At 58.6% G+C, this 17318-nt stretch carries 13 protein-coding genes; 3 read left to right on the top strand and 10 right to left on the bottom strand.

The features are described 5' to 3' along the window. Positions 1-2: 2 nt before the first annotated feature. The 3 genes from yqjA to L370_RS18020 form a co-directional block, all read right to left on the bottom strand. Positions 3-665 carry a DedA family general envelope maintenance protein YqjA gene (gene yqjA, locus L370_RS18010; RefSeq protein ID WP_023309289.1) on the bottom strand — a complete coding sequence of 221 codons (663 nt, stop codon included), beginning with the start codon at positions 663-665 and terminating at the stop codon, positions 3-5. A gap of 344 nt (positions 666-1009) precedes the next feature. Then, positions 1010-1786, bottom strand: coding sequence for a transcriptional regulator ExuR (gene exuR / locus L370_RS18015; RefSeq protein WP_023333538.1), 777 nt, complete (start codon positions 1784-1786; stop codon positions 1010-1012). A 204-nt stretch (positions 1787-1990) separates the two neighbouring features. Continuing rightward, positions 1991-3289: an MFS transporter gene (locus L370_RS18020; protein WP_023333537.1), complete on the bottom strand. Its 1299-nt coding sequence runs from the start codon at positions 3287-3289 to the stop codon at positions 1991-1993. A gap of 475 nt (positions 3290-3764) precedes the next feature. Here L370_RS18020 and uxaC point away from each other — a divergent pair, with 475 nt between their 5' ends. Both uxaC and L370_RS18030 read left to right on the top strand, forming a co-directional pair. Next, complete coding sequence (uxaC, locus tag L370_RS18025; protein ID WP_023333536.1) at positions 3765-5177, top strand: glucuronate isomerase; 1413 nt, start codon at positions 3765-3767, stop codon at positions 5175-5177. Between the two features lie 17 nt (positions 5178-5194). After that, entirely contained in the window at positions 5195-6682 is a 1488-nt protein-coding gene (locus L370_RS18030; RefSeq protein WP_023333535.1) for a UxaA family hydrolase, read from the top strand. A gap of 85 nt (positions 6683-6767) precedes the next feature. On the opposite strand, the gene sstT is transcribed toward L370_RS18030, so the two are convergent. The 4 genes from sstT to L370_RS18050 all read right to left on the bottom strand — a co-directional run bounded on the left by sstT (position 6768) and on the right by L370_RS18050 (position 11009). Then, the gene (gene sstT, locus L370_RS18035) at positions 6768-8009 is read right to left on the bottom strand and encodes a serine/threonine transporter SstT (protein ID WP_023333534.1); all 1242 of its coding nucleotides are present in this window, start codon (positions 8007-8009) and stop codon (positions 6768-6770) included. Between the two features lie 210 nt (positions 8010-8219). Continuing rightward, positions 8220-9185: a TerC family protein gene (locus L370_RS18040; protein WP_023333533.1), complete on the bottom strand. Its 966-nt coding sequence runs from the start codon at positions 9183-9185 to the stop codon at positions 8220-8222. A 251-nt stretch (positions 9186-9436) separates the two neighbouring features. Continuing rightward, positions 9437-10435 carry a Gfo/Idh/MocA family protein gene (locus L370_RS18045; protein WP_023333532.1) on the bottom strand — a complete coding sequence of 333 codons (999 nt, stop codon included), beginning with the start codon at positions 10433-10435 and terminating at the stop codon, positions 9437-9439. 70 nt (positions 10436-10505) lie between these two features. Then, the gene (locus L370_RS18050) at positions 10506-11009 is read right to left on the bottom strand and encodes a YgjP-like metallopeptidase domain-containing protein (protein WP_023333531.1); all 504 of its coding nucleotides are present in this window, start codon (positions 11007-11009) and stop codon (positions 10506-10508) included. A gap of 83 nt (positions 11010-11092) precedes the next feature. On the opposite strand from L370_RS18050, the gene rlmG reads away from it, so the two are divergent. Then, entirely contained in the window at positions 11093-12229 is a 1137-nt protein-coding gene (rlmG, locus tag L370_RS18055; protein ID WP_023333530.1) for a 23S rRNA (guanine(1835)-N(2))-methyltransferase RlmG, read from the top strand. Positions 12230-12367: 138 nt separating this feature from the next. On the opposite strand, the gene L370_RS18060 is transcribed toward rlmG, so the two are convergent. The 3 genes from L370_RS18060 to lsrR all read right to left on the bottom strand — a co-directional run bounded on the left by L370_RS18060 (position 12368) and on the right by lsrR (position 17160). Further along, complete coding sequence (locus tag L370_RS18060) at positions 12368-14389, bottom strand: NADPH-dependent 2,4-dienoyl-CoA reductase (protein WP_023333529.1); 2022 nt, start codon at positions 14387-14389, stop codon at positions 12368-12370. A 185-nt stretch (positions 14390-14574) separates the two neighbouring features. Continuing rightward, positions 14575-16155 carry an autoinducer-2 kinase gene (lsrK, locus tag L370_RS18065; protein WP_023333528.1) on the bottom strand — a complete coding sequence of 527 codons (1581 nt, stop codon included), beginning with the start codon at positions 16153-16155 and terminating at the stop codon, positions 14575-14577. A gap of 33 nt (positions 16156-16188) precedes the next feature. Beyond that, entirely contained in the window at positions 16189-17160 is a 972-nt protein-coding gene (lsrR, locus tag L370_RS18070; RefSeq protein WP_023333527.1) for a transcriptional regulator LsrR, read from the bottom strand. Positions 17161-17318: the final 158 nt, after the last annotated feature.

Here is a 17318-nt window from a genome sequence, read left to right as displayed (position 1 = left end):
CGTCAGCCTCTGGCTCCGTATTTCTTTTTCCACAGGACAACCAGTGAGCCAATCAGGCCGAAGACCAGCAGAACCACAGGCAGCAGCATCAGGCAAGACATCAGCTGGTCTTCATATTTCATAAAGACCGGCGTTTTGCCCAGCGCATAGCCGAGCGTCGTCAGAATAAGGACCCATAACAGGCCGCTCATCCAGTTAAAGAACTGGAAGCGGGCGCTGCTCAACCCTGACAGGCCGGCAATGGTCGGCAACAGGGTGCGGACGAAGGCGATAAAGCGGCCAATCAGCAGCGCGGAAAGCCCGTGCTTGTGGAAAAGGTGGTGCGCCCGCTGGTGATAATGGGCAGGCAGGTGCGAGAGCCAGTTCTGGACGATCCGGGTATTGCCCAGCCATCTTCCCTGGATGTAGCTCACCCAGCAGCCGAGGCTGGCCGCCACGGTCAGCAATAAAATGGTGTGTGGAAACGCCATCGCGCCTTTGGCACACAGCACGCCGACAAGCACCAGCAAACTGTCACCGGGCAGGAAGGCAGCAGGCAGCAAACCGTTCTCAAGGAACAGGATCATAAACAAGACGAAATAGAGCATGCCAATCATGGAGGGGTTGGCCAGCGTTTCAAAATCCTGCGCCCAAAGGGCATGCAGTAGTTGGGTCAAAAGTTCCATTCAGTGTTCCTGGAAATCGGTTAACGTCACGCCTGTTATCCGGGACAAACAGCACGGCGACATTGTTGTGATTTCATTATGGTCGCTCGCGGACACATTGCGGTGTGGCCAACACTGTTCCCTGTTAATTGGCTGGTTAGCAAGCACTAACTTACAAAATAAGGAATTGAATCCAATTGTAACAAAGCCCAACGTTCTGCGTCACAGAATTTGCAGGGGTGAGTTGATTTTGGCGTAAGCCCAGGAAGTGAGCGAGGGGATTTACAAAGGCTGACACTATATATGTTTTGCTTACCCATGTAAGCCGGAAGGCGCAACGTAGCGCCTGCCAGCAGAAAGGTCATCTATTTTACGGCACTGGATGCCGTATCGAGATGAACAACGGGATTATCGGCAAAAAGATAGCGGTCAGCGTTAAATTCGAAGTCATCGCTGGTTTCGTTGAACAGCATCTGCTTCGTGTTTTCCAGGTGTTGCCACATCGCCAGCTTAGCGGCATGCGGATCTTTACGAATCAGCGCCTTAAGAATTTGGTCGTGATCGTCACACCAGTTGTCGACGGTGCGGGAATCAATATGGTCGTGCAGTTTTTTCCAGTACGGGTTGTGAACGCGCTGAGTCCACATTTTTTCAACGATTGCCGCCAGGGCCGTATTTTGGGTTGCCAGGGCGACCTGAACGTGGAACTGCAGGTCCCACTCTGAATCGCGGAAACATTTTTCCTTACGGGCATTCTCCTGGATCTCCATCAGCTTCATGATGTCCTGCTTGGTCACCTGCGTCGCCGCAAACTCAGCAATATTGCTTTCGATCAGCTGGCGGGCCTGGAGCAGCTCAAACGGACCATAGCTGGCGAATTCCAGACTTTCGTCGGCGACGGGAGAGTGTTTCGGCAGATTAGAAATCACGTGAATGCCGGAGCCTTTGCGTACCTCAACGTAGCCTTCCACTTCCAGCATGATGATCGCTTCACGCACCACGGTGCGGCTGACGCTTTTTTCATCCGCGATAAAGCGCTCGGCGGGAAGTTTATCACCGACAAGATAGACCCCTTGCTCGATGCGATCTTTCAGCTCCGCAGCAAGTTGTTGATATAAACGACGTGGTTCGGTGATTTCCATATGCGCTCCAGGCAGGGTACGGCAGATGATTTGTTATACCACTTTTGCGTGCCACTCTCCAGATTTTGCCATTAAAAAAGCCGCCCGGAGGCGGCTTTTGAGAAGATGTTGCCGGGTGGCGCTGCGCTTACCCGGCCTACGATTTTATTGGGTTTTGTAGGCCGGGTCAGGCGAAGCCGCCACCCGGCTCCCGGCACAACAATGCTAACTCTGCGTGGCCGGTTTCCCGAGGGACTCTTTCGCCAGCTCCTCTGCCGATTTGCTTTTCAGCACCGTCCAGATAACCACCGCACCCATCAGGTCGAAGATCGCCAGCACCGCGAACAGCGGGCTGAAGCCGATGGTATCCGCCAGCGCGCCGACCACCAGTGCGAACATCGTACTCGCGGTCCAGGCGGCCATGCCGGTCAGGCCGTTGGCGGTTGCCACTTCGTTACGACCAAAGACGTCAGACGAGAGCGTAATCAGCGCGCCGGACAGGGACTGGTGCGCAAAGCCACCGATGCACAGCAGGGCAATGGCGACGTACGGGCTGGTGAACAGGCCGATCATACCTGGGCCGATCATCAGCAGTGCGCCCATGGTGACGACCATCTTACGGGAAACAATCAGGTTCACCCCAAACCAGCGCTGGAACAGCGGTGGCAGGTAGCCGCCCACGATACAGCCCAGGTCAGCGAACAGCATTGGCATCCAGGCGAACATCGCGATCTCTTTCAGGTTAAAGCCGTAGACTTTAAACATGAACAGGGGGATCCACGCGTTAAAGGTACCCCAGGCCGGTTCAGCCAGGAAACGCGGCAGGGCGATCCCCCAGAACTGACGGGTGCCGAGAATCTGCCAGACGGTCATTTTTTTGCCGTTGTTGGTCTGATGCTGCGCTTCCTGTCCGCCAATGATGTATTCGCGTTCTTCTTCGGAGAGCTTTTTCTGATCGCGCGGGTGTTTGTAGAAAATCAGCCACGCCATCGCCCAGGCAAAGCTCAGCACGCCCGAGATGATGAACGCCATCTGCCAGCTGTGCATCACGATAGCCCACACCACCAGCGGCGGTGCAATCATTGCCCCGATGGACGAGCCCACGTTGAAGTAGCCAACCGCAATGGAGCGCTCTTTTGCCGGGAACCACTCGGAGCTGGCCTTCAGGCCCGCGGGGATCATCGCGGCTTCAGCCGCACCGACCGCACCACGCGCAAGCGCCAGTCCACCCCAGCTGCCTGCCAGCGCGGTTGCGCCGCAGAACACCGCCCAGGCGATGGCGAAGAAGGCATAACCGATTTTGGTACCGAGAATATCCAGCACATAGCCAGCAACAGGCTGCATGATGGTATACGCCGCGGAATAGGCGGCAATGATGTAGGAGTATTGCTGCGTGGAGATATGCAGCTCTTCCATCAACGTTGGCGCAGCTGCTGCCACGGTGTTACGCGTCAGGTAGCCCAGCACGGTGCCTAACGTCACCAGTGCGATCATATACCAACGTAACCCTTTAATTTTACGCATCTAAAACCTCATCGTTATGTTATTTCCGCGCCAGAGCACGGCAACCTCTCAACCGTTTCCGGGAGCAGTTGTGTAACGGGAGGGGCGTAGCCGGGAGCATGTCCCGGAACGGCCCGAACCTTGCCATAAGTAAGCGTGCATAAGTCGGTATCCGTACCGTTAAACCCGATGTCTCTCTCACCGGTAATGCATTCCGTCGGCTTATAGTTTGCGACGGCGAAAAGATAACTTGTCATACAACTTCAAAAGGTGAGTGACATCACAAATGTATGATTCTTTGTGGGGACATTAATCGTCGCGCGTAAAGCCAGTACTGGCGCGGGTTGCAGGAGGGTTTACGCCATCGAGGGTAATTTATTTGTTGGCGTTTATTGATCTCACTCACGAAAAAAGCTTCGGTTGGTGGAAATTGGTGTGATAACTTTGCAGCATATGAGCATACGCTTTCTGCGCTCCCGTAATGAGGAAGACGATAATGACGCCGTTTATGACCGAAGATTTTTTGTTAGATACCGAATTTGCTCGCCGCCTGTATCACGACTACGCAAAAGACCAGCCGATTTTCGACTACCACTGCCATTTACCGCCGCAGCAGGTTGCCGAAAATTATCGCTTCAAAAACCTGTATGACATCTGGCTGAAGGGTGACCACTACAAATGGCGTGCCATGCGCACTAACGGCGTCGCCGAGCGCCTGTGTACCGGCGATGCGACCGACCGCGAGAAGTTTGACGCCTGGGCGGCGACCGTTCCGCACACCATCGGCAACCCGCTCTACCACTGGACGCATCTTGAGCTTCGCCGCCCGTTTGGCATCACCGGCAAACTGCTCTCCCCAACGACCGGCGATGAAATCTGGGAACGCTGTAATGCGCTGCTGGCGCAGGATAACTTCTCCGCGCGCGGCATCATGAAGCAGATGAACGTGAAGATGGTCGGCACCACCGACGATCCTGTCGATTCGCTCGAGCATCACGCCGTCGTTGCGAAAGACACCTCTTTCGACATTAAAGTGCTGCCAAGCTGGCGCCCGGATAAAGCCTTCAACATTGAGCAGGCCACCTTCACCGACTACATGGCGAAGCTGGCAGAAGTGTCGGATACCGACATCCGTCGTTTCGCTGACCTGCAAACCGCGCTGACCAAACGCCTGGATCACTTCGCGGCGCACGGCTGTAAAGTGTCTGACCACGCGCTGGACGTGGTGCTGTTTGCGGAGTCAAACGAAGCCGAGCTGGACAGCATTCTGGCGCGTCGTCTCTCCGGCGAAGGCTTGAGCGAGCACGACGTGGCGCAGTTTAAAACGGCGGTGCTGGTGTTCCTCGGCGCGGAATACGCGCGTCGCGGCTGGGTACAGCAGTACCATATCGGCGCGCTGCGCAATAACAACCAGCGTCAGTTCAAACTGATCGGTGCGGATGTGGGCTTTGACTCCATCAACGACCGTCCGCTGGCGGAAGAGCTGTCTAAGCTGCTGAGCAAACAGAACGAACAAAACCTGCTGCCCAAAACCATCCTGTACTGCCTGAACCCGCGCGATAACGAAGTGCTGGGTACCATGGTCGGCAACTTCCAGGGCGAAGGGATGCCGGGCAAGATGCAGTTCGGTTCCGGCTGGTGGTTTAACGATCAGAAAGACGGCATGGAGCGTCAAATGACGCAGCTGGCGCAGCTGGGTCTGCTGAGCCGCTTTGTCGGCATGCTGACGGACAGCCGCAGCTTCCTGTCCTATACCCGTCATGAATATTTCCGCCGCATTCTGTGCCAGATGATTGGCCGCTGGGTACACGCAGGCGAAGCGCCAGCGGATATCCAGCTGCTGGGCGAAATGGTGAAAAACATCTGCTTTAACAATGCGCGTGACTACTTCGCCATTGAACTGAACTAAGGCCGTTTGAGGTTGATATGCAATACATCAAAATCCATTCGCTGGATAACGTGGCCGTCGCGCTGGCTGATTTGACCGAAGGAATGAACGTCACGTTCGACGGCCAGTCGGTCACGTTGCGCCAGGCTATTGGGCGTGGACACAAATTTGCCCTGATCCCCATTGCGAAAGGGGAGAACGTGGTGAAGTACGGTTTGCCCATCGGCCATGCGCTGGCGGATATTGCGCCGGGTGAATACATTCACTCACACAATACCCGCACCAATCTGAGCGATCTGGACGAGTACAGCTATCAACCTGATTTACCTGCGGAAGCGATGCAGGCGGCGGATCGTGAGGTGCAGATTTACCGTCGCGCCAGCGGCGAGGTGGGGATCCGCAACGAGCTGTGGATCCTCCCGACCGTCGGCTGCGTGAACGGGATTGCGCGCCAGATTCAGACGCGCTTCCTGAAAGAGACTAATGATGCCGAAGGTACGGACGGCGTGCATTTGTTCAGCCACACCTACGGCTGCTCCCAGCTGGGTGACGACCACATTAACACCCGCACCATGCTGCAAAACATGGTGCGTCACCCAAACGCGGGGGCGGTGCTGGTGATCGGCCTGGGCTGCGAGAATAATCAGGTGGACGCCTTCCGCGAGACGCTGGGTGAGTTTGACCCTGAGCGCGTGCATTTTATGGTGTGTCAGCATCAGGACGACGAAGTGGAAGCGGGCATTGAACAGCTTCATCAGTTGTACGACGTGATGCGCCACGACCGGCGCGAGCCGGGCAAGCTGAGCGAGCTGAAGTTTGGGCTGGAGTGCGGCGGGTCTGATGGCCTGTCCGGCATTACCGCCAACCCAATGCTGGGCCGCTTCTCGGACTACGTGATCGCCAACGGTGGCACGACGGTGCTGACCGAAGTGCCGGAAATGTTCGGCGCGGAACGTATTCTGATGAGCCACTGCCGCGACGAAGAGACGTTTGAGAAGACCGTCACCATGGTGAACGACTTCAAACAGTACTTCATCGCCCACAACCAGCCGATTTATGAGAACCCGTCGCCGGGCAACAAAGCGGGCGGGATCACCACGCTGGAAGAGAAATCTCTCGGCTGCACCCAGAAAGCAGGCGCGAGCCAGGTGGTCGATGTGCTGCGCTACGGCGAGCGCCTGAAAACCCACGGTTTGAACCTGCTGAGCGCACCGGGCAACGATGCGGTCGCCACCAGCGCGCTGGCGGGTGCCGGCTGCCATATGGTGCTGTTCAGCACCGGTCGCGGCACGCCGTACGGCGGTTTTGTGCCGACGGTAAAAATCGCCACCAACAGCGAGCTGGCGGCAAAGAAAAAGCACTGGATCGATTTTGATGCGGGTCAGCTGATACACGGCAAAGGGATGCCTGAATTGCTGATGGAGTTTGTGGACACTATCGTGGAATTTGCCAACGGTAAGCAGACCTGCAACGAGAAGAACGACTTCCGCGAGCTGGCGATTTTTAAGAGTGGTGTGACGCTGTAAGTTTTTTGTCGGGTGGCGCTGCGCTTACCCGACCTACTAAACCCTGTAGGCCCGGTAAGGCGTAGCCGCCACCGGGCTTTTCTTTTTAACCTCGCAGGGCGTTCTTCGCTAAACGCGCGTCTTCCGCCTGACAGGCCGCTGCGGTAAACAGCACGTCGGTAGAGGAGTTCAGTGCGGTCTCGCAGGAGTCCTGCAGCACGCCGATGATAAAGCCGACGGCCACCACCTGCATCGCGATCTCGTTCGGGATACCAAACATATTACACGCCAGCGGGATCAGCAGCAGAGAACCGCCCGCCACGCCGGATGCGCCACAGGCACACAGCGACGCCACCACGCTCAACAGCAATGCGGTTGGCAGATCCACCGGAATACCCAGCGTATGTACCGCCGCCAGGGTCAGCACGGTGATGGTGATCGCCGCGCCCGCCATGTTCACGGTTGCACCCAGCGGGATCGACACGGAGTAGGTATCGCGGTCCAGGTTCAGCTTCTCTGCCAGCGCCATGTTCACCGGAATGTTCGCCGCCGAGCTGCGGGTGAAGAAGGCATAAACGCCGCTTTCACGCAGGCAGGTCAGCACCAGCGGATACGGGTTGCGGCGGATCTGCCAGAACACCAGCAGCGGGTTGATCACCAGCGCCACCAGCAGCATACAGCCGACCAGCACAACCAGCAGCTGCGCGTAGCCCCACAGCGCGTCGAAACCGGTGGTTGCCAGCGTAGAAGAAACCAGACCAAAGATCCCGATTGGTGCAAAGCGAATCACCAGCTTCACCATAAAGGTCACAGCGTTGGACACATCGTTGACCAGGTTTTTCGTGGTGTCGTTACCGTGACGCAGCGCGAAGCCCAGACCAATCGCCCATACCAGGATGCCGATGTAGTTCGCGTTCATCAGCGCGGTGATGGGGTTAGAGACCATGCTCATCAGCAGGCCGCGCAGCACTTCGACAATGCCGGACGGCGGGGTGATATCACCGGCCGCGCTGGTCAGGTGCAGCGTGGACGGGAACAGGAAGCTAAACACCACAGCCGTTAAGGCAGCCGAGAAGGTTCCCAGCAGATACAGGAACAGAATAGGGCGAATGTTGGTTTTTTGTCCGTGCTGGTGGTTGGAAATCGACGCCATGACCAGCATCAGAACCAGTACCGGTGCGACGGCCTTCAGCGCGCCAACGAAAAGGGTGCCGAGAAGCCCTGTCGCTTCCGCTGCAGGTTTTGACACCATCGCCAGCAGAATACCCAGAACCAGCCCGACCAGAATTTGTTTTACGAGGCTGCCCTGCGCCAGGCGCGCGAACAGACCGCTTGATTGTGTGCTCATACGTTATTCCTGAGTGAAATTGCGTTCCATCCTGGATGTGCTCTTAGTCACATTTATGTCCGGATGTAAGTATTTGTTTGCCTGGTTGAGTATCAGGGAAAGCAGCGAAAGGCGGAAGCGTAAAATGCTGGATTTTACGTGGTGCATCATGTTTTTTAACTATTGCTTAACGAAAATGCCCGGTAGCGCAGCGCCGCCGGGCAAAACGCATTAAGCCTGCTGCTTCTTATCGTGCTGGCGGTTAACCCAGGTATTGATAATCAGCGTCACGATCAGAATGCCAAACACCACGCCGAGCGAAATGGCGATCGGGATATGGTAGAAATCAACGATCAGCATCTTGATACCGATAAACACCAGAATGACCGACAGACCGTACTTCAGCATCGAGAAGCGCTCCGCCGCGCCCGCCAGCAGGAAGTACATCGCACGCAGGCCGAGGATGGCGAACAGGTTAGACGTCAGAACGATGAACGGGTCGGTGGTCACCGCGAAGATCGCCGGAATGCTGTCCACCGCGAAAATCACGTCGCTCAGCTCAACCAGAATCAGCACCAGCAGCAGCGGAGTGGCAAACAGCAGGCCGTTCTTGCGCACGAAGAAGTGCTCGCTCTCAATCTTGTCGGTCATGCGCAGATGGCCGCGGATCCACTTCACCAGAGGGCGATCGCCAATCGCGGAGCCGTCCTCTTTCGCCAGCGCCATTTTGACCCCGGTGAACAGCAGGAACGCGCCGAATACATACAGCAGCCATTCGAACTGGGTGATTAGCCAGCTGCCGGCGAAGATCATAATGGTACGCAGAACAATGGCACCCAGCACGCCGTAAACCAGCACGCGGCGCTGCAGGGCAGCAGGCACGGCAAAGTAGCTGAACAGCATCAGCCAGACGAAGACGTTATCGACCGCCAGGGCCTTTTCAATCAGATAACCGGTGAGGAAGGCGAGCGCCTGAGGATCGGCCACCGCGCGGCCTTCGGTCGAGGCCAGATACCACCAGAAGGCGGCACAGAACAGCAGGGAGAGGGTGACCCACACCAGAGACCAGGCCGCAGCCTGTTTGATGCTCATACCGTGTGCGCCGCGACGCCCCTGCAAAAAGAGGTCGATCGCCAGCATGATGAGCACGACAACCGCGAATCCGCCCCACAACATTGGAGTGCCGACAGAATGCATACTATTTTCCTTACACATAAAAAACAAAAACGGCCATGGTCAGAAGACGATAGCCGTTAGCTTTTTATGCATAGACCTCGCCTTCCGGCAAGGTCTCACTTACAACCACGAAGGTTGCCCGGCGACCGGATGCGGTATTGCACGCATCGTAATGACGATCCACCGACGAAGAAGTTACTCCCCTTTGCAGGTAACAAAATATGTCAGACCATCAGTTTCGTCAATGGTCTGCGCCGTTTCATTACACAGCTTTACGCGATCGCTTCCGCACTGACGTCGTCTGCCGGGAACACCACGCCGGTCTGGCGGCGGATCTCCGTTTGCAGCTTCGCCGTGGTGCGGCTCACCGCGAGGCCAGGGTGATTCACTTCGTTGTCTTCCACCAGGCGGGCGAAGACCTCTGCCTCATAGAGCATAGTGTTAATATGCTGAGGCTGCGTCAGCTCCTGCGCTTTGCCGCCGCGCGGCACAAAGCTCACCTTCTGGCATTCCGAGATCTTCTCGATAACCAGCGAGCCCGCTTCGCCCTGAATTTCGCTCGGCAGCACGGAATCGCTCACCTTGGAGTGCTGCAGCGTAACGCTGAAATCACCGTAGTCCAGCACCACCAGGCCGTGCGCATCCACGCCGCTCTCCAGCAGGCTGGCGGTGGCCGTTACGCCGTGCGGTTCGCCCCATAGCGCCACGGCGGAGGCCAGGCAGTAGAAGCCGATATCCATAATCGAGCCGTTCGAGAAGGCCGGGTTAAAGGTGTTCGGGTTCTCGCCGTCCAGGTAGCGCTGGTAGCGCGACGAGTACTGGCAGTAGTTGATAAAGGCTTTACGCACTTTGCCAATTTTCGGCAGGGACTGCTGTAGCAGCAGGAAATTCGGCAGGCTGGCGGTTTTGAACGCCTCGAACAGCACCACCTGATTTTCGCGGGCAAGCGCAATGGCCGCTTCCACTTCCTGGATGTTTGACGCCAGCGGCTTCTCGCAAATCACATGCTTTTTGTGGCTGAGGAACAGCTTCGTTTGCGGGAAGTGCAGGGAGTTCGGGCTGGCAATATACACCGCGTCTATGGCGTCGCTTTGCGCCATCTCATCAAGAGAAGTGAAGAGGTGCTCAACGAGGTAGTCGTTAGCAAAACTCTGCGCCTGCTCAAGGCTGCGGGAATAGACTGAGGTAAGTTTAAGTTTGCCGGTTTCGTGGGCGGCGTCGACGAACTGGCGTGTGATCCAGTTCGTACCAATGACTGCGAAACGTATCATAAACGTTTACGTACTCCGTAGCGGGGAACCTTTAGCCACTGTAGCACGTCATCATGACAATTCGCGTGCGCTATTCCGCATTACCATTTAACGATAAATGCGTAAGCCACAGGCGGGTATCAAACTCCAGCTGGTGGTACTGCGGCTCCATGTGGCAGCACAGGGAGTAGAACGCTTTGTCGTGCTCTTTCTCTTTCAGGTGCGCCAGCTCATGCACCACGATCATCCGCAGAAAGGCTTCCGGCGCGTTACGGAACACCGTCGCGACGCGGATTTCGGCCTTCGCTTTTAGCTTGCCGCCCTGCACGCGGGAGATGGCGGTGTGCAGGCCGAGCGCGTTTTTCAGCACGTGGATCTTGTTGTCGTACATCACCTTGTTGATCGGCGGCGCGCTCTTCAGATACCGGCTTTTCAGATCCTGCGTATACTGCCAGAGGGCCTTATCGGTCGCGAAATCGTGCGTGCCGGGATAGCGTTTTTCCAGCACTGCGCCGAGCTTCTGCTCGGCAATCAGGCTGCGAACCTGAGTCAGTAAATGCTCCGGATAACCCTGGAGATAAGTAAGTTGGTTCATCAAAAGCCCAAATTTATGCGAAAACGGGTATACTCACGCACCCTTTTCAGGGATACGCCAAATTTTACCATTCAGGAGGGCCGATGAGCCACTTAGACAACGGTTTCCGTTCACTCAACCTTAAACGTTTCCCGGAAACGGACGACGTTAACCCGCTCATGGCGTGGGAAGCGGCGGATGAATATCTGCTGCAGCAGTTGGATGAGACTGAAATCCGCGGCCCGGTTTTGATCCTGAATGACGCGTTTGGCGCGCTGGGCTGCGCCCTGGCGGAGCACACGCCTTACAGCATCGGCGATTCCTACCTGAGCGAGCTGGCGACGCGTGAAAACCTGCGCCATAACGACATCGAAGAGTCCAGCGTGAAGTTCCTCGACAGCACTGCGGACTACCCGCAGGCGCCGGGCGTGGTGCTGATTAAAGTGCCAAAAACCATGGCGCTGCTGGAGCAGCAGCTTCGCGCACTGCGTAAGGTCGTGACGCCTGAAACGCGCATTATCGCGGGTGCCAAAGCGCGCGATATTCACACCTCGACGCTGGAGCTGTTCGAGAAAGTCCTCGGCCCGACCACCACGACGCTGGCCTGGAAAAAAGCGCGCCTGATCAACTGCACCTTCAGCGCGCCGGAGCTGGCCGACGCGCCAGAAACGCTGAGCTGGAAGCTGGAAGGGACCGACTGGACCATCCACAACCATGCGAACGTCTTCTCCCGCACCGGGCTGGATATCGGGGCGCGTTTCTTCATGGAACATCTGCCGGAAAATCTGGAAGGTGAGATTGTCGATCTGGGCTGCGGTAACGGGGTGATTGGCCTGACGCTGCTGGCGAAGAACCCGGACGCCAGCGTGGTGTTCAGCGACGAATCGCCAATGGCGGTGGCCTCCAGCCGTCTGAACGTGGAAACCAACATGCCGGAAGCGCTGGACCGCTGCGAGTTTATGATCAACAACGCGCTGTCTGGCGTTGAGCCGTTCCGCTTTAACGCCGTGTTCTGCAACCCGCCGTTCCACCAGAAGCACGCCCTGACGGATAACGTCGCGTGGGAGATGTTCCACCACGCGCGCCGCTGCCTGAAAATCAACGGCGAGCTGTACATCGTGGCGAACCGCCACCTGGACTACTTCCACAAGCTGAAGAAGATTTTCGGCAACTGCGTCACCATTGCGACCAACAATAAGTTTGTGGTGCTGAAAGCGGTGAAGCTGGGTCGTCGTCGTTAAGATTGTTTTGCATGGCGGCGCTTCGCTTGCAAAGGCCTACCTAGTGTGCGGTCTGATGCCCGGTGGCGCTGCGCTTACCGGGCCTACAACGGCCTCGAACCCGTAGGCCCGGTAAGCGCAGCGCCACCGGGCAATGTTCTAGATCTCCAGAGCTAATTTTGTCCCCTGCGCAATTGCCCGCCGCGCGTCCAGCTCCATCGCCACGTCGCATCCGCCAATCAAATGCACCGTTTTACCGGCTTCGCGCAGCGGATCCGCCAGATCGCGCTTCGGCTCCTGCCCGGCACATAAAATGACATGATCCACGCGCAGCAGCTGCTGTTCGCCGCCGATCGTGACTTGCAGCCCCTCGTCGTCGATCTTCTGGTAGCTGACCGCCGGGATCATCTTCACCCCGCGTGAGAGCAGGGTGGCGCGGTGGATCCAGCCCGTGGTTTTGCCCAGCCCTTCGCCCGGCTTGCTGGCCTTACGCTGGAGCATCACGATCTGGCGCGGGCTTTTCGGCAGTTGCGGCCCCTCCGGGCGTAGCCCGCCGGACTGGCTCAGGCTGGTGTCGATACCCCATTCCACGCAAAACTCGGCGATGTTCTGGCTGGTGGCTTCGCCCGGCTGGCTTAAGTACATCGCGGTATCAAAACCGATCCCGCCGCAGCCGATAATCGCCACCTTCTCGCCGACCGGCGCTTTGTCGCGCAAAACGTCCAGATAGCTCAACACCTTCGGATTATCGATACCCTCGATAGCAGGCAGGCGCGGTACGATCCCGCTCGCGAGGATCACCTCGTCGAAATCGATCAGATCCGCCGCGCTGACAAACTGGTTAAGCCGCAGATCGACGCCTGTAAGATCGATCATCCGGCGGTAATAGCGCAGCGTTTCATAGAACTCCTCTTTGCCGGGGATCTGCTTGGCGATATTAAACTGCCCGCCAATCTCCGCCAGCGCATCAAACAGCGTTACGCTGTGCCCGCGCGAGGCGGCATTCACCGCAAACGCCAGCCCCGCCGGGCCAGCGCCCACCACGGCCAGGCGTTTTTTATTGACCGCCGGAACGACCGGCATTTTGGTTTCATGGCAGGCGCGCGGATTCACGAGACAGGAGGTGACCTTGCCGACGAAGATCTGATCCAGACAGGCCTGGTTACAGCCGATGCAGGTGTTGATCTCATCCGCACGGCCGCTTTGCGCTTTGGAGAGCAGTTCGGCATCCGCGAGGAACGGACGCGCCATCGACACCATATCGGCATCGCCGCGTGAAATCACATCGTCCGCCACCTGCGGGTCGTTAATGCGGTTAGTGGTCACCAGCGGAACAGACACTTTGCCCTTCAGCCTGCGCGTTACCCAACTGAACGCCGCGCGCGGCACCGGCGTGGCGATGGTCGGGATGCGCGCCTCGTGCCAGCCAATTCCGGTGTTGATAATCGTGGCGCCTGCGGCTTCAATCGCCTGCGCCAGCTGCACGGTTTCGTCGAACGTGCCGCCGCCCTCCACCAGGTCGAGCATCGACAGGCGGAAGACGATAATAAAGTCCGCGCCCGCACGTTCGCGCACCGCGCGCACCACCTCCACGGCAAAGCGCATCCGGCGGGCATAGTCGCCGCCCCATTCGTCGTCGCGCTGGTTGGTGCGGGCGGCGAGGAATTCGTTGATCAGGTAGCCTTCCGAGCCCATTACCTCAACGCCGTCGTAGCCCGCCTCGCGCGCCAGCGCCGCGCAGCGGGCGAAGTCGTCAATCAGCGCCAGGATCTCGTCGTGGGTGAGGGCGTGAGGTTTAAAGCGGTTAATCGGCGCCTGTAGAGCCGACGGCGCGACCAGGTTCGGCTGATAGCTGTAGCGTCCGGTGTGCAGGATTTGCAGGGCGATTTTGCCGCCCTCGCGGTGGACCGCATCGGTCACAATGCGGTGGTGCGGCAGCTGTGACGCATCGTTCAGGACCGCGCCGCCCTCCATGCCTACGCCGGAAGGCGCTGGGGCCACGCCGCCGGTGACAATCAGTGCCACCCCATGGCGGGCGCGCTCGGCATAGAAAGCTGCCAGACGCTCGGCCCCGTCCTGATGCTCCTCCAGCCCGGTGTGCATCGAGCCCATCAACACGCGGTTTTTGAGTGTGGTGAACCCCAGATCGATAGGGGCGAATAACGACGGGTAGCGGCTCATAGTCTCTTCCAGTGTAAAATTATTGTTATGTGGTCGGATGAGTTACTAATTTAGCCAGCGGCAGCGGAAAGGTAAAAGCGGGATCGAATGATTGTGATAGATCTCAAAGAACTTCCCCGGTGGCGCTGCGCTTACCGGGGCTACAAAACCGTAGGCCGGATAAGCGCAGCGCCATCCGGCGTTATTTACGGCGCCGCTGCCCGTACTAACCCCGGGGCCTGCCACATCGACGTCGTCAGCCCGCTGTCCACCAGCCCAAGCTGGTCGGCGTACACCGCCTGCCATTTCTGCATCATGCCGTCGTACAGCTCGCGGTGCTGCGGGTTCGGCGTGAACTCGCGGCTCCACTTCACCAGCCTCTCGCCCGTCGAGGCCATATCCGCGAACAGCCCCGCGCCAGCACCTGCCGCAATGGCGCAGCCGAGCGCGGTCGCCTCTTTCACTTCGGGCACGCGCACCGGCAGCCCGGTGACGTCGCTTAATATCTGGCTCCAGAGGGCGCCTTTGGCCCCGCCGCCCGCAAACACCAGGCTCTCAAACGTCACGCCGGAGAAACGCGAAATCTGCGCCAGGTTGCAGGCCGAGACGATCGCGGCGTTCTCCTCCAGGGCGCGGAACAGCGTCGCTTTGTTGCACTTTTCCGGGTCGATGGTGAGGTTAATAAACGACGGCGCGGCGTGGTACCACTGCTTAAAATGCATCGCGTCGGAGAAGATCGGCATCACGCCGTGGGAGCCCGCCGGGACGCGGCTCGCCATCTCTTCCAGCAGGGAATAGGTGTCCATCCCCATCCGCTCGGCAATCAGCTTTTCCTCGGCGCAGAAGGCGTCGCGGAACCAGCGCATGGTCAGCCCGGTAAAGAAGCTGATCGACTCCGCCTGCGCCATGCCGGGAATAACGTGCGGGTTCACGCGGATGTTCATGTCGGGGTCGGTGCGCACCTGCGGCAGGTTCACCACCTGCTGCCAAAAGGTACCGCCCAGCACCGCCGTTTGCCCGGCGCGCACCACGCCCAGCCCCAGGCAGCCCAGCTGCACGTCGCCGCCGCCCATCACCACCGGCGTGCCTTCGCGCAGGCCGCTCTGCTGCGCGGCCTGTCTGGTAATCGCCCCCAGCACGGTGCCGGTCTCTTTCACCGGGGAGAGGATATCGGCGCGCAGCCCGGCCATGTCGAGCAGCGCCGGACGCCAGTCGCGGGAGAAGAGATCCAGCATGCCGGTGGTGCCCGCGTTAGACGGATCAACCGCCAGCTCGCCCGAGAGCTTCGCCGCCAGCCAGTCGCTGATCATGGTGATGGTGGCGGCCTTGCGGTAAATATCCGGGCGATGGTGCGCCAGCCACAGCAGGCGCGGCATGGCGCTCAGCGCTAGCGTCTGGCCGGAAACGTCATACACTTCGGATTCAAAACGGTCGTCGTGGATCTCTTTGAGTTCGGCCACCTCGCGGCTGGCGCGGGCGTCGACGTTGGCGCAGGCCCAGATGGCCTCGCCGTTGCGGTCATACAGCACGATCCCTTCGCGCATGGAGCAGCAGGCGACGGACTGAATATCCGCCGCGCTCAGGCGCGCGCGCTCCAGCGCCTGATAAATACACCGGCAGGCCAGCCGCCAGTTGGTCTCGAGGTCGAACTCCATCGACCCCGGCACGTTCTCCACGCTCAGGTGCTTCCACTCGGCCTGGCCGACGGCAATCTGGTTGCCCTGTAAATCGAAAATCACGGCGCGAACGCTGCCTGTCCCTGCATCTAACGCTAAAAGGTAACTCATGAGCTTGCCTCATTGTTAGCGCAGGGCAGACTCTTATCCGGCCAGAGCCAGCACCGCGCGGGCTGTCGTCTCCTCCGTCACCAGGCCATTGATACGGCGACCTTTCAGTGCGGCATAAATCGCATCGGCTTTCTCTTCCCCTCCGGCCACGCCAACGATGGTGGGCAGCTGCGCCAGTTCATCGAGCGTGACGCCCAGTAATTCTTTGTGGATCTCCAGCTCCGCGACGCATTCGCCCTCTGCATTGAGGAAATAGCCGAGAATGTCGCCGACCGCCCCTTTGCGGGCGTACATCAGCTGTTCACCTTCGCTGATATAGCCGGAGCGCAGTATCGTGGCGTCACGGCGCTGGTTCACCGAACCAATGCCGACTACCGCCACGTCGGCAGCGGTGGCGGCGAGGATCACGTCCCGCACGCTGGTTTCACGTTTTAAGATCCCGGCCACCTCGGCGGATGACACGCGAAGCGGGGCGGGGATCATGCTCACGCTGCAGGCCGCGTCCAGCTGGCCGATACCGGTCATGTACGGTCCGACGCCGCCGGAGAGCGTCACCAGGCGGATCTGCTGCGAGCTGATAAAGCCGCTCAGGTGCTGCAGGCTGCTCATGGTGGTTTCACCAAACCCCACCGCCAGCAGCTGGCCGGGCTCCAGTACGCCCATCAGCGACTGCGCCGCGCCAATGCCGAGCCGCACGTTCATCGGCGGCGTATTTAACGCGGGCATCACGCGCACCAGCTTCAGGCCAAAGCGCTGCTGGAGCTCGGTCTCCAGCGCCAGGCAGCCCTCGTAGCGGGAGTTGATCTGCACGCGGATCACCCCGGACTGACGGCCCTTCTCCAGCAGGCGAGAAATCTTCAGGCGCGGCAGCCCGAGCCGCTCGCCGATGTCGTTCTGGGTTAATCCGTCGTGGTAATAGCACCAGGCCACGCGCGCCACGAGTTCCTCTTCCGCCAGTGCCAGCCCGGCAAACCGTCCTTCTTCCGCAGTGCGTTTATCGCTCATAGTTGAACTCTTATAAAAATTTAGATCATATGTTCGTGATGGCGCGAAGGGAAAGTGTGAGCCACGCGACAAAACGGATCTTTTCGATCGTTTCTGGTTTATCTGAATCTCAATCGATAAAACTGTGATCCCTGCACGGTTGTAAATATAGTTCACCG

It is taken from the genome of Enterobacter sp. MGH 24 (genome assembly GCF_000493015.1).
Classification (GTDB): Bacteria; Pseudomonadota; Gammaproteobacteria; order Enterobacterales; family Enterobacteriaceae; genus Enterobacter.
The sequence above is the reverse complement of the archived record's forward strand: the minus strand, read 5'-3'. Positions and strand labels throughout refer to the sequence as shown.

Coding starts and splice junctions, on each gene's coding strand:
- yqjA (WP_023309289.1), bottom strand. CDS start 665: ATGGAACTTTTGACCCAACTACTGCATGCCCTTTGGGCGCAGGATTTT.
- exuR (WP_023333538.1), bottom strand. CDS start 1,786: ATGGAAATCACCGAACCACGTCGTTTATATCAACAACTTGCTGCGGAG.
- L370_RS18020 (WP_023333537.1), bottom strand. CDS start 3,289: ATGCGTAAAATTAAAGGGTTACGTTGGTATATGATCGCACTGGTGACG.
- uxaC (WP_023333536.1), top strand. CDS start 3,765: ATGACGCCGTTTATGACCGAAGATTTTTTGTTAGATACCGAATTTGCT.
- L370_RS18030 (WP_023333535.1), top strand. CDS start 5,195: ATGCAATACATCAAAATCCATTCGCTGGATAACGTGGCCGTCGCGCTG.
- sstT (WP_023333534.1), bottom strand. CDS start 8,009: ATGAGCACACAATCAAGCGGTCTGTTCGCGCGCCTGGCGCAGGGCAGC.
- L370_RS18040 (WP_023333533.1), bottom strand. CDS start 9,185: ATGCATTCTGTCGGCACTCCAATGTTGTGGGGCGGATTCGCGGTTGTC.
- L370_RS18045 (WP_023333532.1), bottom strand. CDS start 10,435: ATGATACGTTTCGCAGTCATTGGTACGAACTGGATCACACGCCAGTTC.
- L370_RS18050 (WP_023333531.1), bottom strand. CDS start 11,009: ATGAACCAACTTACTTATCTCCAGGGTTATCCGGAGCATTTACTGACT.
- rlmG (WP_023333530.1), top strand. CDS start 11,093: ATGAGCCACTTAGACAACGGTTTCCGTTCACTCAACCTTAAACGTTTC.
- L370_RS18060 (WP_023333529.1), bottom strand. CDS start 14,389: ATGAGCCGCTACCCGTCGTTATTCGCCCCTATCGATCTGGGGTTCACC.
- lsrK (WP_023333528.1), bottom strand. CDS start 16,155: ATGAGTTACCTTTTAGCGTTAGATGCAGGGACAGGCAGCGTTCGCGCC.
- lsrR (WP_023333527.1), bottom strand. CDS start 17,160: ATGAGCGATAAACGCACTGCGGAAGAAGGACGGTTTGCCGGGCTGGCA.